Here is a 15,716-nt window from a genome sequence, read left to right on the forward strand (position 1 = left end):
CTTTTAGTGAATACGCTTTTCAGATCAACAACCTGTCATGATTGTAGTATGTTGCTTGTGTGGCGCAGGAGATCTCCCTGCTCATGCGCTCTCTGGCTCAACTTCTCTCGCTTTGTGACCAAAACATGTCTGCCATCACCAGTCCGATCCAACATTTTAAAACCCGTCGCGAACGTCTATTGGCATGGATGCACGCGCAAGGTGGTGGAATCGCGATTTTGCCTACTGCGACCCTGCGTCAGCGTAATCGCGACAATCATTTCACGTTTCGACATGACAGCGATTTTTTCTATTTGTCCGGTTTTAAAGAAAGCGAAGCTTGGCTTGTCCTCATTGCAGGCGACTCTAATCAGAGTATTTTGTTTTGCGAAGGGAAAAATCCTGATGTTGAGATCTGGAATGGCAAGCGCTGGGGACCACAAGCTGCGGCTGAGTATTTTGACTTTGATCTAAGTTATGACGTGGCAGAGCTGGATCAGCGTATGCCCGCGCTGCTGCTTGGGCACGCACAACTCCTTACGCCGCTGTCAAATTTTTCAAACCAACAGCTGCTGACCAAGGTTCACGACTGGGTCGCCACGGCTCAACGTCAAGCACGCGGCACCCGTGCGACACCTGTTAAATGGCTTGATCTCTGTGAGCCACTTTCTGAAATGCGCCTCATCAAAGATGCGGCAGAGCTTGTCATCATGAAAGAGGCAGCCTCTATTTCGGCACAAGCGCATGTACGTGCGATGCAAGCAGCCCGTGCGGGATTGCACGAATACGAATTAGAAGCCGAGTTGCTCCATACCTTTCGTAAAAAGGGTGCACAAGGCGTCGCCTATGACAGCATTGTTGCAGCGGGCGCAAATGCCTGCGTTCTGCACCACCCTGCAGGGAACAGCGTGATGCACGATGGCGAACTTGTCCTGATTGATGCGGGCTGCGAACTAGAGGGTTACGCTTCCGACATCACGCGCACATTCCCCGTCAATGGTCGTTTTTCCGGCGCGCAACGGGCGTTATATGAAATTGTGTTGCACGCACAAAAACAAGCGATTGCACACACCTCGCCAAAACACCACTGGAATGCGGGGCATGAAGCGGCTGTGCGCGTGCTGACTCAAGGACTATTGGACGAAGGTCTGCTACAAGGCACGCTTGAACAAGCGTTGGAAACATCCGCCTATAGTCGCTTTTATATGCATCGCACTGGACATTGGCTTGGAATGGATGTGCATGATGTCGGTTCTTATCGCACACCACCACTTGGCGCCCAAGATCGACCTTGGCGCATGCTTGAGCAAAATATGGTGCTCACCATCGAACCAGGCTTGTACGTCCGGCCCGCGGAGGATGTGCCTGAGGCCTTTTGGAATATTGGCATTCGGATTGAAGACGACGCAGTGATTACGGCTCAGGGCTGTGAACTCATCACACGCGGTGTTCCAGTGGAGATTGCCGCGATAGAAAGCCTGATGAATCGCTAAACAAGACCCTCGCCTCGATTCGGTAATCGGGGCGAACAGACTATCCCTGCAGATTCAGTCCTTCTAGCCAACCGAGGGCCGACCAGATGTAAATCACGATCATTGCGATCCCGAACATGAACGCGACGGTGCCAATCAGCAAGGTAAAAGATGCCACTAATATGGCTCCCCAGCCGCTTGGATGTTCGCGCTTGAGTCCAGGATTGAAACGCGCGTCAAAACGGGCATCACTCATCAAGCACCACACGATCGCTTCAATAAAACCGTTGAGGATCGGGATAAATAGCAAGAAAAACGCAGGATTTTCCCACCAGACCTCAGCAAAGGCGCTCAACACCATCAGCACCACGCTATAGGCCGTCACGAGCCAGGCGAAAGGTCGTTTGAGATACCACCAGTGTGCTCCCACCACACCCAATAAAGCGGCGAGCAGGCCGACGGTGACTTTATGGCGAAATTTGGGGTGAACTTGGGTTGTCGGCATGATGAGTCAGGGTCAAATATTTCGAGCATACCTGATTCAGGGGCATCTTCTCGGCTGCAAACCCCCAGCGTTAGAATAGCTATATGTCACGATTAGATTTCGATGTTGCGATTATTGGGGGCGGGCCCACTGGCTGCGTGTTGGCTTTGTTGCTGGCCCGCTATAGCGCCCATCCGGAAAGAATCGCACTCCTGCAGTCTGGTCACGCGTCCCAGTATGGCTTCACGCCAGACAGTGACCCTAGAGTGCTTGCGCTCAATCATGGCAGTCGTGTGCTACTTGAGTCTTTGGGTGCGTGGCCGACCGAAGCCGCTCCAATCCAAACCATTCATGTTTCACAAAAAGGGCGGCTGGGTCGAACGGTGATCCGCCATAGCGACTTTGACGTGCCTCAACTGGGCTCCGTTGTCCGTTATGGTCATCTCCATCACAGTCTCATGCAGGCTGTCGAGGCAAGTGGTGTGCAAGTCCGCTCAGGTCTTGCCGCCCAAGTCACGATGCAAGATGCCTCCAGCGTCAGCATGATGCAAGATGGCCAACTCCTTCGCGCAGCACTCGCAGTTCAGGCTGACGGTCAACCGAATACACCCGTCCAGCGCGAATACACTCAGATGGCACTGCTGACAAGGGCTCGCGTGAGCCTACCCCGCAAAGGCTGGGCATTTGAACGCTTTACCGATCAGGGACCGCTTGCTGTGCTGCCTCACCCACACGCGACCGATGCCCAATCGATCGTTTGGTGCTGTTCTCCTGAGCGCGCGCAGGCTCTCAAGCTCATGTCACCTCGGGACTTTTCCGCTGCACTGAGCGAGATGTTTGGGACACGCTTGGGGACATTTTCAGTCGACGGACCTGTCACACCTGTCCCACTGAGGATGAATGTACGTTCAAATACGGTGGACGGGCGCTGCGTGGCGATCGGCAATGCCGCTCAGACCCTTCACCCTGTGGCAGGCCAAGGACTCAATCTCGGACTGAGAGACACCGCCGCGCTGGCGATTGCCTGTCGCGACTGGTTGGCAGACCCCTCACAAGATGTCAGTCCCTCGCTCAATCACTTTAAACACATGCGTCAGCCTGACCGTCAATTGACAGCTCTCCTGACAGACAGCATGGCTAGAACATTTACAAGCGGCCTGCCCCCACTCGAGCATTTGGCAGGTCTTGCTTTGCTGGGAATGGATGCCTTACCCATGGCGCGCGCACCCCTGGCGCGTCATCTCTTGCAAGGCTTGCGACGTTAGTCTGAGCAACAAGCCGCAAGAGATTACAATTTCACGATGAAAATTGGTGCCTGGTCACTTCCAAATAACGTTTTTGTCGCCCCGATGGCTGGGGTGACGGACCGTCCGTTTCGGCAGCTTTGCAAAAAGCTGGGAGCAGGCTATGCCGTTTCCGAGATGGCAGCGAGCAATCCTCTGCTTTGGAAAACGGTCAAATCATCGCGCCGCTTGAACCATGATGGCGAAATTGATCCTGTCGCTGTGCAAATCGCGGGCGCAGATCCGGAAATGATGGCGCAAGCAGCTGTTTTCAATATCAGCAAAGGCGCTCGCGTGATCGACATCAATATGGGCTGCCCGGTTAAAAAGGTCTGTAACGTGGCCTCCGGCTCGGCACTCTTGCGTCATGAGGACTTGGTAGCGCGCATCCTTGATGCTGTCGTCCAAGCCTGTCTGCCCCACCAAGTCCCGGTCACGCTCAAGACCCGCACTGGATGGGACAGAGAGCACCGCAATGCGCTGCGTATTGCCAAGCTCGCCCAAGACTCAGGCATTGCCGCCCTCACCCTGCACGGTCGCACGCGTGCGGACTTGTACCTAGGCGAAGCCGAATACGACACCATTCGCGAGGTAAAAGCCAGCCTTTCCATCCCCGTCGTCGCCAATGGCGATATTGACAGCCCCCTCAAGGCCCGAGAGGTACTCGCCTACACGGGAGCCGACGCGGTCATGATTGGGCGCGCCGCACAAGGTCGCCCCTGGATATTTAGAGAAATTGATCATTTCCTGCGGACTGGTGAGATGCTCGCCCCACCGACATGGATCGAGATGCGGGACTTACTGCTTGAACATTTAGCTGATCATTACCAGTTTTATGGTGAATTGCCTGGCGTTCGCACTGCACGCAAACACATCGGCTGGTATGTCAGCAGCTTGCCTGACGGAAAACAATTTACAGATCAAATCAACAAAATCGAAACAACGAGCGCACAATTCGAAGCAGTGAATCAATGGTTTACACATCAACACCAGATTTCACCAGACATCCCTGCTGCAACCTGCGACAATCTCACACTTCGCGCAGGACATCTTCAAGCAGCCTGAGTGCTGCATTCTCCTCTATCCATGAAAAAAAATAATATTCTCGAAGATTCTGTCCGCTTGAGCCTTGAGCAGTACTTTAGCGATCTCGGCGACACCGATCCAAGCGACATGTACGAGATGGTGATTCGCTGCGTTGAACGCCCGATTCTCGAGGTCGCGATGGAACGCGCCCACCAAAACCAATCAAAAGCCGCCCAGATGTTGGGCATGACGCGCAACACGCTGCGTAAAAAACTCATTTTTCATAAACTCATCTCTTTAGACTAATTAAGCAATGAACATTCAAACTGCCCTGCTATCCGTTTCCGACAAAACCGGCATCGTCGACTTTGCCTCTGCGCTGGCCGCCCGTGGTGTGCGCCTGCTGTCTACTGGTGGTACCGCCAAACTGCTAGCCGAAGCCGGACTCGCTGTCACTGAGGTCGCTGAGCACACGGGTTCACCCGAAATTTTGGATGGCCGCGTCAAAACCTTGCATCCGAAAATTCATGGCGGTCTCTTGGCACGTCGCGATAGCGCCGAACACCTCAAGACCATCAAACAACACGGCATCGACAGGATTGATTTGCTGGTCGTCAACCTGTACCCCTTTCGTCAAGCTGTCTCAAATCTCAACTGCTCCTTCGAAGATGCAGTAGAAAACATCGACATCGGTGGCCCCGCCATGCTGCGTGCCGCGGCTAAGAACCATGGCACGGAAAAAGGAGGGGTGACCGTGGTGATCGACCCTGCCGACTACGCAGCGGTCCTCTCAGAAATGGATCAGACAGGCGGCACCTCTTATGGTCTGCGCCTGCAACTGGCCACCAAAGTGTATGCACACACCTCCGCGTATGACGGTGCCATCGCCAACTATCTGAGCAGCCTGAACGTCGCCGAGCCTGCACAAGACACAGCCCCTGCCCGCAATACTTGGCCTAATATCCTGACCTTGCAGGTCTATCAAAAACAAGTCCTGCGTTATGGCGAAAACTCGCAACAGCGCTCGGCGTTTTACGTGGATCCTTACTGCCCAGCAGGCCTGCTCTCCAATTTTACGCAGCTGCAAGGCAAAGAACTTTCCTACAACAACATCGCTGACTCCGATGCAGCCTGGGACTGCGTGCGTAGCTTTGCTGAACCCGCCTGCGTGATCGTCAAGCACGCAAATCCCTGCGGTGTTGCGACAGCAGGGAGCGCTTTGGACGCATACCTCAAGGCCTTCAAGACCGACCCGACCTCTGCGTTCGGTGGCATTATTGCGTTCAACCGCACGGTTGACCTTGCGACTGCCCAAGCGATTAGTGGTCAGTTTGTCGAAGTCCTCCTGGCCCCCGCTTATGATCAAGACGCACTCGCCTTGCTCGCCAGCAAAAAGAATGTGCGCGTTCTTGAGGTCCCGATGGGTGACGGACAAAACGACATCGACGTCAAGCGCATTGGTGGCGGCTGGTTGGTCCAAACCCCGGACTGCGAAACCGTCAAGGCTGAAGACCTCCGCGTCGTCACGCGCAAGCAACCTACTGCCGAGCAAATGCGCGACTTGATGTTCGCCTGGAAAGTGGCCAAATTCGTCAAATCCAACGCGATTGTCTTTTGTGGAGACAGCATGACGCTTGGCGTGGGTGCCGGCCAGATGAGCCGCATCGACTCAGCCCGTATCGCCTCGATCAAGGCTGAGAACGCCGGCCTCACCCTGAAAGGTTCAGCCGTTGCGTCAGACGCCTTTTTCCCCTTCCGTGATGGTCTTGATGTCGTGATTGATGCAGGTGCGACTTGCGTGATCCAGCCAGGCGGAAGCATGCGTGATGACGAGGTCATCGCAGCGGCAAACGAACGGGACATTGCCATGGTGCTGACAGGCATGCGACATTTCCGTCACTAAACTGCGTCACTCTGGAAGAAAAAAATGCGTATCCTTGGGGTCGATCCGGGTCTCCGCCGAACAGGTTTCGGGGTGATCGACGTCCAAGGCGCCAAGCTCACTTATGTAGCCAGCGGCACGATTGTTGTGCCGACTGATATCACCCTGCCTCTGAGACTGAAAGTCATTTTGGACAATCTTCGACAAGTGGTCGAAGAGACGCAGCCAGATGTCGCCGCTCTCGAAATTGTTTTTATGAACACCAACCCAGCCAGCACACTGCTGTTGGGTCAGGCGCGCGGTGCGGCCTTGTGCGCGCTCGCGGATCGCGATCTCGCAGTGCATGAGTACACTGCGCTTCAAATTAAAAAATCAGTCGTCGGCTCGGGTCGTGCTGCAAAAGAGCAAGTTCAGATGATGGTGCAACGCCTTCTGTCACTTGATGGAGTGCCCGCGCCTGACTCAGCAGATGCCTTGGCCTGCGCGATTTGTCACGCCCATGTTGCCCCGCTCACTGAAAAACTCGGTCAAATGAACTATCAAACCCGCACCTCACGCGGTCGCACACGCGTGCGGGCAGGTAGATTGCTGGGCTAGTCCCAAAGGATTCAAAATGATTGGTCGCCTCACCGGTACCTTGTTTGACAAAACGCCTCCCCGTATTGGACTTGACGTGCACGGTGTCGGCTATGAGATTGATGTCTCGATGACGACGTTCTACGCTCTGCCAGAACTAGGCGCTCAAGTCACTCTCTTGACACACCTGACCGTGAGAGAGGATGCACATATTTTGTTTGGTTTCGCAACCGCTCAAGAGCGTGCAACCTTTCGTGAGCTCGTCAAAGTCAGCGGCATCGGCGCACGTACCGCGCTCGCTGTGCTGTCTGGGATGACGGCCGAAGAACTCTCGCAAGCGATCACCTTGCAAGATCCTGCTCGTCTGATGCGTGTGCCAGGCATTGGAAAGAAAACAGCGGAAAGACTGCTCCTAGAAATGAAGGGCAAACTAGGCGCAGATCTGGGACACACCCTGAGTCCAAATGCAACGGCGGGCTCTAATACTCAAACCGATGTCATGCATGCGCTGACGGCACTCGGATACTCCGAACGTGAGTCTTTATCTGCAGTCAAAGGCCTGCCCGAAGGCCTCAATATTTCCGATGCAATTCGCCAAGCCTTGAAAGGGCTGTCTAAATGACACACATTATTCATCGCTCTTTGCGACATACTCCGCTTGTTGCCGCCAGTTCCCAAGGTATCCATATCATCGACGCGCACAATAAAAAGTATATTGATGCGAGTGGTGGTGCTGCAGTTTCTTGCCTAGGTCATGCGCATCCCGATGTGCTGGCCGCCATGCATGCACAGATCGACAAGCTCGCCTACGCACACACAGGTTTTTTTACCTCTGAAGTCACAGAGGCACTCGCCGATCATTTAATTGAGCACGCCCCAAGCGACCTCAGCGAGGTCTACTTTGTTTCCGGCGGCTCCGAAGCGGTCGAGGCGGCACTCAAGCTCGCCAGACAATATTTTCTGGAAATCGGACAACCCGAACGCACGGTCTTTGTATCGCGTAAACAAAGCTATCACGGCAATACCTTAGGCGCACTCGCCGTTGGCGGCAATGAATGGCGACGCCAACCTTTCGCCCCCCTCTTGATGGATGTCCCTCGAGTCTCACCTTGTTTCGAATACCGAGACCGCTTGGCACACGAATCACAAGAGGATTACACGCATCGACTTTTGACTGAAATCGAAGAAACCTTTATCGCAACAGGACCCGAACGCATCATCGCCTTTTGTGCAGAGACGGTCGTGGGCGCGACGACAGGCGCCGTGCCACCTACGCCGGGTTATTTAAAAGGTGTGCGTCACCTCTGTGACAAATATGGCATCCTTTACATCGCTGACGAGGTGATGTGTGGCATGGGCCGGACCGGCACGCTGTACGCCTTTGAACAAGATGAAACACTCCCAGATATTGTGGTCATTGCAAAAGGGCTCGGCGGTGGCTATCAACCGATTGGTGCGCTGTTGGCTCGCTCACACGTCGTCGATGCATTGCGACAGAAAAGTGGCATGTTCCAGCACGGTCATACTTACCTGGGACACCCCATCGCTTCAGCCGCCGCACTGGCCGTTCAACGCGTCATTCAACGCGATCAGCTACTTCCGCAAGTACGTGCACGCGGCGCTTATTTGACAGACGCACTCCGTGCAACGTTTAACGACCACCCACATGTCGGCGATATCCGAGGTCGTGGCTTGTTTATGGCAGTCGAGCTCGTCAAAGATCGGGCCAGCCTCCAACCGTTTGACCACAATAAAAAATTACATGCCGTGATCAAACAGCAAGCCATACAAAATGGTTTGTTGGTGTACCCAATGGGGGGAACGATTGATGGAAAAAGCGGTGACCACGTACTTGTGGCACCGCCTTTTATTGTGAATGAAGCAGAAATCGATCAGATTGTTGCCTTACTCAAGCAATCGATCGACGAAAGCCTGAGCTTAATCGCTTAGTTCAGCTGCTTAGTCTACGCGCGCACCAGAAAGCTGCACAGCCTCGGACCAGTTTTTGACTTCTGTGGCGATCACTTTCTGGAAGGCTGCAGGTGAGCTGTTGTTCACTTCGCCGCCCATGTCTCGCAGACGTTGGGTCATTGCTGGCTCAGCGACGATTTTCTGAATGTCTGCAGAGATTTTTTCACGTAAGGCCTGACTCATTGTGCCGGGTCCGTAGATTCCAAACCAAGTTGCCGCATTGAAATCAGGTAAACCCGACTCTGTCATGGTTGGAACGTTAGGAATCGCAGCCACGCGCTGCGGATGCGCCAGCGCAATCGGTTTGAGTTTGCCGGAGTTGATATAAGGCAACGCTGCCGACAAGGTCACAAAAGCCACCTGTACTTGTCCACCGATCAGGTCTGTCAACATTGGCGTATCGCCTTTGTAGGGTACATGGGTGAGAGGTGTGCCCGTTTTGGACTTGAACAACTCGCCTGCCAAATGCTGTGGTGTCCCATTGCCGGGCGACGCCATCGTTAAGCCATTTTTTTGTGCTTTGGCGTAGGTGATCAACTCAGGCAACGTATTGACTGGCAAAGTTGGATTCACCAACATCACCAAGGGAATCGTCGAGATCAGGGTGATGGGTGCAAAATCCTTGACCGGGTCGTATTTCAACTTGCCGTACAGGCTTGCGCTAATCGTATGAGCCGCAGTGGTGATGTAAAGGGTGTAGCCGTCACCTTGAGCGCGCGCAACGCCTTCAGCTGCAACGGTTGTACCCGCGCCTGGCCGATTGGTCACCACCACTTGTTGCTTCCACTGTGCCGGCAGTTTTTCAGCCACCATCCGGCCAATCACATCGGTTGCACCGCCTGCTGGGTAAGGCACAACAAGCGTCACGGCCTTTTCAGGAAAAGTCTGCGCCAAGGTTGCGGCAGATAAAGAAGCGCCCAATAAACAAACAGCGCTGATCAGTAAACGATTGATTTTTATTTTCATTTTTTTCACCTCTCCTTTTTAAACTTGAGCCTCGCGCCATGCCAATAAACGCGTCACACCTTCGCGCATTTCTACGACAGGTTTCCAACCAATGACCTCACCCGCCTTGTCATGAGGAATATGGAAAGCTCCGCCAGAGGTTAAGCGTACCTTACCCGGGGGGTCAGGACGCACCTCAGGCTTGAGATCGCTTTTGCAAAACTCAAGCACCAGATTGACCAGTTCGCCAGTGGTAATCGGTGCAGGGCCCGAGACATTGACCGCTACATCCGTTGCGGTGCTTTGCAGCGCCGCAACGTTGGCGCGCGCGACATCGGAGACATGCACGAAATGTTTTGTATCCTTGCCATCACCTGGCAAGATTGGCGCCTCGCCCTTACGCACACGATCATAGGTTTCCATGATGTAAAGCGAATTGGCGGCGCGATAGTGTTGGCGCTCTCCATATACAGTCGAATAGCGCAACACCACGTAGTCTTGACCAAAAGTCTGGTGATAGTGGCGGCAAAGTTGCTCGCCCATGATTTTAGAGGCGCCGTACAAAATCGCTGCAGGGGGTGCACCAACGGAGTGAAAAGGAATCTCTTCGGCGAGCGCGCCCTCGATGCCCGGACCATAGCCATACACAGCGTTAGAAGAGGCGAAGATGATTTTCTTGACCTTGTTCACGCGGCAGGCTTCAAGCATGTTTTGCGCACCGCGAATATTGACATCGACAGCCTGCCAAGGTGTCTGTGAGAAGCCCAAGGTCATATAAGCTGCCAAATGGATCACGCCATCGACATCTTCGGTCGCCATCAATAAGTCAGGCAAACGCATTAAGTCCGCACGAACAATTTTGATGCGGGGATCGTTCTGCAGATGCGCAATCGCCTCCATGGAACCGAAGGAGAAATTATCGAGCAAGAGCACTTCGCGGGCGCCTTCTTTGAGCAAGAGATCTGCAGTGTGCGAGCCCACCAGACTCGCAGCACCCGCGATCAAAATCCGCGAATTTTTAATAATGAGGGCCTGACCTTTTTTTGTCGTTGTCATGATGAGAGGGCTCACACAGCAGGTTTTAAATAAACAGGGGCAATCGACTCGAGGGCAGTTGGCACAATCCCGAGCAGTGGGTTCATGGGGGCATGGCTAATATTGTCTACCGTCAAGGAAGCGAGATTGTCACGCGACATCAAGGGCTCACCAGGCAAACACTCAAAGAAGAAAGCTTGCATCCGCCCAATTGAAAGCGGCAAGGGCAAGACAGGACGAGGGTGACCACTCCACAACGCGGCAAGTTCGACCAACTCACCTAGCGTGTAAACACGCGGACCCGCGAGCTCAAACGTTTGGCCACATGCCCAAGGCTGTGACATTGAATTGAGAATGGCTTCGGCAACATCCATCACAAAGACAGGCTGCATCTTGGCTTTGGCACCTGCGATCGGCAACACGGGGAAAAACCGCGCTAACCGAGCAAACATATTCATGAACTGATCCTCGGGGCCAAAGACAACCGAGGGTCTGAAAATGGTGAAGCCATCATTGCCCGCAGCTTGATAGGCAGCATGGATAGCCTGTTCACCCGCCGCTTTAGAGCGCAAATAGCCACTAGGGGCCTGTACATCGGCGCCCAATGCACTGACGTGCATCAAGCGTTTGGTGCCGTTTGCCAGGCAAGCCTGTGCGATACGCTTGGGCAACTGGACATGGGCACGCTCAAAGTCAGGTCCGAAAGGCTGACCCGGGCGACTGTGCAAAATCCCGACGAGATTGATCACCACGTCACAACCTGCCACCAGCCGATTTAAATCCACATCGTCATGAATATTGGCTTGCATGACGGTAACAGTGGGGTGCACGAGCAGCGCGCGACCGTGCTGATATTGCCTGGTCGGGACATGGACGACATGCCCTTGGGCCACTAGACGACCGACGATTTGTCGGCCCAGAAAACCCGCACCACCAATCACCAGAACACGCATCGCTCACTCCAAAAAAACTTAAACTTGCGTCAAAAAGCCCGCATAGGCCTGCAAGTCTACATTACCACCACTAATGATCACGCCTACGCGCGCGTCCTTTTCTACTGGGAGGACGCCTTGCAAGAGCGCGGCAGCACCGAGGCAGCCTGTCGGCTCGACCACCATTTTCATGCGTTCAGCAAAGAAACGCATCGTGTCGAGCAATTGAGGGTCTGTGACAGTCAAAATATCGGTGACCCGCTGTTTGATCACGCCGAATGTCAGCTGTCCAAGATACAGTGTGAGCGCACCATCCGCGATGGAACGGGGTGGATCAATATGCACGACCTCGCCTTTGCGCAGGGACTGCTGTCCGTCGTTCCCGGCCTCGGGTTCGACGCCGAAGACCTTGCACTTGGGGCTCAATGCAGAAGCTGATAATGCGCTTCCAGAGAGCAAACCTCCGCCGCCCAAACACACGAGCAAATAATCAAGCTCGCCGACATCTTCGAGTAACTCTTTCGCGGCAGTGCCCTGACCGGCGATCACATGGAGGTGATCATAAGGAGGGATCAGTGCCATGCCCGTCTTTTTTTGCATCTCACGGGCAATGTCATCACGACTTTCTTTGTAACGGTCGTAGCTCACCACCGTTGCGCCGTAGCCTTGGGTCGCTGCTTTTTTAGCTGCAGGTGCATCATGCGGCATGATGATCGTGGTCGCCACGCCAAGCAATTTGCCGGCCAGCGCGATTGCTTGGGCATGGTTACCCGAGGAAAACGTCAATACCCCTGCACGGCGTTGCTCGGGAGATAGGTTGGCAATCGAATTGTAAGCACCGCGAAACTTAAAGGCGCCTGTGCGTTGAAAATTGTCGCATTTAAAGAACACCTGCGCACCCGTCATCCGATTCGCTGTTGACGAAGTCAGCACAGGCGTTCGGTGGGCAACCCCTTTTAGCGTCTCAGACGCCCGGATCACATCTTCATATGTTGGCAACACGATAGACATTGCTTTCCTCTCATTATCGGATCTTGGATGTAGGATAGTGTACGATTGTCCGAGCATCATTGTGCAGTCTGTACCCCTATTGGATTAATTTTTACATTCATGGCTATTCAGTCAGATTCCCTAAGTTCCCGCGCCGAGGCCTCGCGTCTCGTGACGCCTCAGGCAACGACACCTAACGAAGAGACCATTGAGCGGGCGTTACGCCCCCGAGCCCTCGAGGAGTATGTCGGCCAACAGCGCGTGCGCGAACAGCTGCAGATCTTTATTGCTGCAGCGAGAAACCGTCAGGAATCGCTGGACCATGTTTTGTTGTTTGGCCCACCCGGGCTTGGCAAAACAACACTTGCCCACATCATTGCCCACGAGATGGGCGTCAACATGCGCCAGACGTCGGGCCCAGTGCTTGAGCGCCCCGGCGACCTCGCGGCCTTGCTCACAAATCTCGAACGTAATGATGTGTTGTTTATTGACGAAATTCATCGCTTGTCGCCCGTCGTCGAAGAGATTTTGTATCCCGCTCTCGAAGATTTCCAGATTGACATCCTGATTGGCGAGGGTCCAGCCGCGCGTAGTGTCAAACTCGATCTTCAGCCCTTTACGTTGGTGGGCGCCACGACGCGCGCTGGCATGCTGACCAATCCCCTTCGTGATCGCTTTGGGATTGTGTCGCGCCTGGAGTTTTACACACCCGATGAACTGACTCGGATTGCCACGCGCAGTGCGGGTCTTTTGCAAGTCCCGATTACCCCTGATGGTGCGGCTGAGGTGGCGCGTCGTTCGCGCGGCACGCCGCGGATTGCCAACAGATTATTGCGCCGTGTACGCGACTATGCTCAAGTCAAAGCCAAAGGCACGATCGATGCTGCTGTCGCGAACGCGGCCTTGGCGATGCTGGAAGTCGATCCACAGGGCCTAGACCTGATGGACCGCAAGCTCCTTGAGGCGATCGTGCACAAGTTTGATGGTGGGCCCGTAGGCGTGGATAGTCTGGCCGCTGCGATTGGCGAAGAACGTGACACCATCGAAGATGTCATCGAACCCTATTTGATTCAGCATGGTTATCTGCAGCGTACGCCCCGCGGGCGGATGGCCACGCAAACAACCTGGCGGCATTTGGGTTTAACGCCTCCTAAAGCGCAACCCTCGGACGGCCCGTTGTTTACCTAGGGCTTGCAAACGACAACGCCTGAGCCGTATTTAACGCTCAGCACACTCAGCGATACACGCCAAAATTAATTCGCCGTAAGACTCTAGCTTGCGGACACCCACGCCGTTGACATGACTCAAGTCCTCCAAGCTGTCAGGTCGAGTCAGCGCAATCTCGCGTAGTGTCGCATCGTTAAAAATTACATAGGCGGGTACGCCATGACTACGCGCGATTTCGGAACGCCAACGGCGTAAGGCCTCAAAGATCCTCTGTGCGCCTGAGGGCAAGTCAGGCAGCGCGGCTTTAGATTTTGGCGTGGAAGATTTTGCTGTGCGTTCTGCTTCTCGTCGTAGCATCAACGTACGCTCACCCTTTAAAACAGCGCGGCTGTCTTCGGTTAAGGCGAGTGTCCCGTAGCCCTCTTGATCGACCACCAGCAGGCCATGTGCGAGCAATTGCCGCAGCACGCTACGCCAAGCCTGGTCTGTCAGATCCAGGCCTATACCAAACACCGTCAGTTTTTCGTGTTCATTTTCTAAGACGCGCGGTGTCGATTTGCCCCGCAAGATATCGATCAGATGCCCGGCACCATAGCGTTGCCCGCGCTCTTTCATCAAGCGATAAATCGCTGATAGCATTTTTTGAGCGGCGACGGTCCCATCCCAAGCCTCAGGAGGTTGCAAGCAGTTGTCACAGTTCCCGCAAGGCTCGATACGTTGGCCAAAGTACTGCAGAAGGCGCTGACGTCGGCAAGCAATCGCCTCGCACATGGCCAGCATGGCATCCAGTTGCGCGCCGAGGCGACGTCTAAAGGCATCGTCGCCCGCAGACTCATCAATCATGCGGCGTTGTTGCACCACGTCTTGTAAACCATAGGCTAGCCACGCTGTAGCAGGCAAGCCATCCCGACCGGCTCGCCCTGTTTCTTGGTAGTAGCCCTCGACAGATTTTGGCATATCGATATGAGCCACAAAGCGCACATCGGGCTTGTCGATGCCCATCCCGAACGCAATGGTGGCCACCATCACGATGCCGTCTTCGCGTAAAAATCTTGACTGATTGTGCGCCCTCACCTGCGCGCCCAAGCCCGCGTGGTAAGGCAAGGCTTCGATGCCTTGCGCGCACAGGAATTCGGCCGTGTCATCGACCTTGTTGCGGGACAGGCAATAAATAATCCCGGCATCGCCTTTGTGCTCTTGCCTAAGGAGCTGCAAAAGCTGCTTGCGAACGTCTTGCTTTTCAACAATGTTGTAACGAATATTCGGGCGATCAAAGCTGGCAACAAAATGTTGTGCGTCGTCGAGCGAGAGGCGAGTGGCGATTTCGCGACGCGTGACATCTGTGGCTGTCGCGGTCAGCGCAATGCGCGGCACGTTGGGCCAACGCTCGTGCAAGACGGAGAGGCCTAGGTACTCTGGACGGAAGTCATGTCCCCACTGTGAAACACAATGGGCCTCATCAATGGCAAACAGAGCGATGTTTCCACGCTCTAAAAGCTGAGTGCATCGCTCGGTCAGCAAGCGTTCGGGCGCCACGTAAAGCAGGTCAAGCTCTCCATTCAGGAATGCTTGCTCGACGTCTTTGGTGTCTTGCCAGTCCTGGGTAGAGTTCAGAAATGCTGCCCGGACGCCGAGTTCGGTGAGTGCGTCGACCTGATCTTGCATCAGCGCGATCAGAGGGGAAATCACAATACCTGTACCAGACCGCACGAGCGCAGGCACCTGATAACAAAGAGATTTTCCGCCGCCGGTCGGCATGAGCACCAAGGCATCACCACCGTTGATGACGTGTTCAACGATCGCGTGCTGGTCACCGCGAAAAGATTCGTAGCCAAAGACCCTCGCCAACACCTCGGAAGCGTCCAGTTGACTGGCGCTTGAATGCGAGGAGTGATGGGAGGACAGGTCTGCAGCGAAAGCGTTTGGCTTACGCATAGGTGGCTTTTATCAACAACATATGGGGATTGTAGAGGA

General features: G+C 54.5%; 15 protein-coding genes. 9 read left to right on the plus strand and 6 right to left on the minus strand.

Annotated features, from left to right (window positions below):
• The first annotated feature begins 125 nt into the window (after nt 1–125).
• Nucleotides 126–1,472 (plus strand): aminopeptidase P N-terminal domain-containing protein, encoded by a 1,347-nt coding sequence (locus WBJ47_RS09990; protein WP_422243841.1) that lies wholly within the window; start codon nt 126–128, stop codon nt 1,470–1,472.
• A 40-nt stretch (nt 1,473–1,512) separates the two neighbouring features.
• On the opposite strand, the gene WBJ47_RS09995 is transcribed toward WBJ47_RS09990, so the two are convergent.
• The gene (locus tag WBJ47_RS09995) at nt 1,513–1,956 is read right to left on the minus strand and encodes a hypothetical protein (protein WP_422243842.1); all 444 of its coding nucleotides are present in this window, start codon (nt 1,954–1,956) and stop codon (nt 1,513–1,515) included.
• Between the two features lie 83 nt (nt 1,957–2,039).
• Here WBJ47_RS09995 and WBJ47_RS10000 point away from each other — a divergent pair, with 83 nt between their 5' ends.
• From WBJ47_RS10000 to WBJ47_RS10030, 7 genes are read left to right on the plus strand one after another with little or no spacing between them, the layout of a single operon-like run.
• On the plus strand, nt 2,040–3,200 hold the full coding sequence (locus WBJ47_RS10000; protein WP_422243843.1) for an FAD-dependent monooxygenase: 1,161 nt from the start codon (nt 2,040–2,042) through the stop codon (nt 3,198–3,200).
• 36 nt (nt 3,201–3,236) lie between these two features.
• Nucleotides 3,237–4,283: a tRNA dihydrouridine synthase DusB gene (gene dusB / locus WBJ47_RS10005; protein WP_422243844.1), complete on the plus strand. Its 1,047-nt coding sequence runs from the start codon at nt 3,237–3,239 to the stop codon at nt 4,281–4,283.
• Nucleotides 4,284–4,304: 21 nt separating this feature from the next.
• Nucleotides 4,305–4,550 (plus strand): helix-turn-helix domain-containing protein, encoded by a 246-nt coding sequence (locus WBJ47_RS10010; RefSeq protein WP_422243845.1) that lies wholly within the window; start codon nt 4,305–4,307, stop codon nt 4,548–4,550.
• Nucleotides 4,551–4,557: 7 nt separating this feature from the next.
• Nucleotides 4,558–6,147: a bifunctional phosphoribosylaminoimidazolecarboxamide formyltransferase/IMP cyclohydrolase gene (gene purH / locus WBJ47_RS10015; protein WP_422243846.1), complete on the plus strand. Its 1,590-nt coding sequence runs from the start codon at nt 4,558–4,560 to the stop codon at nt 6,145–6,147.
• A 24-nt stretch (nt 6,148–6,171) separates the two neighbouring features.
• On the plus strand, nt 6,172–6,723 hold the full coding sequence (gene ruvC / locus WBJ47_RS10020) for a crossover junction endodeoxyribonuclease RuvC (RefSeq protein WP_422243847.1): 552 nt from the start codon (nt 6,172–6,174) through the stop codon (nt 6,721–6,723).
• Nucleotides 6,724–6,739: 16 nt separating this feature from the next.
• On the plus strand, nt 6,740–7,324 hold the full coding sequence (gene ruvA, locus WBJ47_RS10025; protein WP_422243848.1) for a Holliday junction branch migration protein RuvA: 585 nt from the start codon (nt 6,740–6,742) through the stop codon (nt 7,322–7,324).
• Nucleotides 7,321–8,652 (plus strand): aspartate aminotransferase family protein, encoded by a 1,332-nt coding sequence (locus WBJ47_RS10030; RefSeq protein WP_422243849.1) that lies wholly within the window; start codon nt 7,321–7,323, stop codon nt 8,650–8,652. The genes ruvA and WBJ47_RS10030 overlap by 4 nt, the downstream gene beginning before the upstream one ends.
• Before the next feature lie 9 nt (nt 8,653–8,661).
• On the opposite strand, the gene WBJ47_RS10035 is transcribed toward WBJ47_RS10030, so the two are convergent.
• Genes WBJ47_RS10035 through WBJ47_RS10050 form a run of 4 tightly spaced genes read right to left on the minus strand, consistent with a single transcriptional unit; the run spans nt 8,662 to nt 12,596 of the window.
• Nucleotides 8,662–9,639 (minus strand): Bug family tripartite tricarboxylate transporter substrate binding protein, encoded by a 978-nt coding sequence (locus tag WBJ47_RS10035; protein ID WP_422243850.1) that lies wholly within the window; start codon nt 9,637–9,639, stop codon nt 8,662–8,664.
• An 18-nt stretch (nt 9,640–9,657) separates the two neighbouring features.
• Nucleotides 9,658–10,674, minus strand: a complete 1,017-nt coding sequence (locus WBJ47_RS10040) for an NAD-dependent epimerase/dehydratase family protein (protein ID WP_422243851.1) — start codon at nt 10,672–10,674, stop codon at nt 9,658–9,660.
• 11 nt (nt 10,675–10,685) lie between these two features.
• Nucleotides 10,686–11,606 (minus strand): complex I NDUFA9 subunit family protein, encoded by a 921-nt coding sequence (locus tag WBJ47_RS10045; protein ID WP_424585356.1) that lies wholly within the window; start codon nt 11,604–11,606, stop codon nt 10,686–10,688.
• Nucleotides 11,607–11,624: 18 nt separating this feature from the next.
• Entirely contained in the window at nt 11,625–12,596 is a 972-nt protein-coding gene (locus tag WBJ47_RS10050) for a threo-3-hydroxy-L-aspartate ammonia-lyase (protein ID WP_422244013.1), read from the minus strand.
• A 99-nt stretch (nt 12,597–12,695) separates the two neighbouring features.
• Here WBJ47_RS10050 and ruvB point away from each other — a divergent pair, with 99 nt between their 5' ends.
• Complete coding sequence (ruvB, locus tag WBJ47_RS10055) at nt 12,696–13,763, plus strand: Holliday junction branch migration DNA helicase RuvB (protein WP_422244014.1); 1,068 nt, start codon at nt 12,696–12,698, stop codon at nt 13,761–13,763.
• 30 nt (nt 13,764–13,793) lie between these two features.
• Here ruvB and recQ read toward each other — a convergent pair whose 3' ends face one another.
• Nucleotides 13,794–15,677 carry a DNA helicase RecQ gene (gene recQ, locus WBJ47_RS10060; RefSeq protein WP_422244015.1) on the minus strand — a complete coding sequence of 628 codons (1,884 nt, stop codon included), beginning with the start codon at nt 15,675–15,677 and terminating at the stop codon, nt 13,794–13,796.
• Nucleotides 15,678–15,716 lie beyond the last annotated feature (39 nt).

The sequence above is a fragment of the Zwartia sp. genome (assembly GCF_049655405.1).
GTDB lineage: Bacteria > Pseudomonadota > Gammaproteobacteria > Burkholderiales > Burkholderiaceae_B > Zwartia.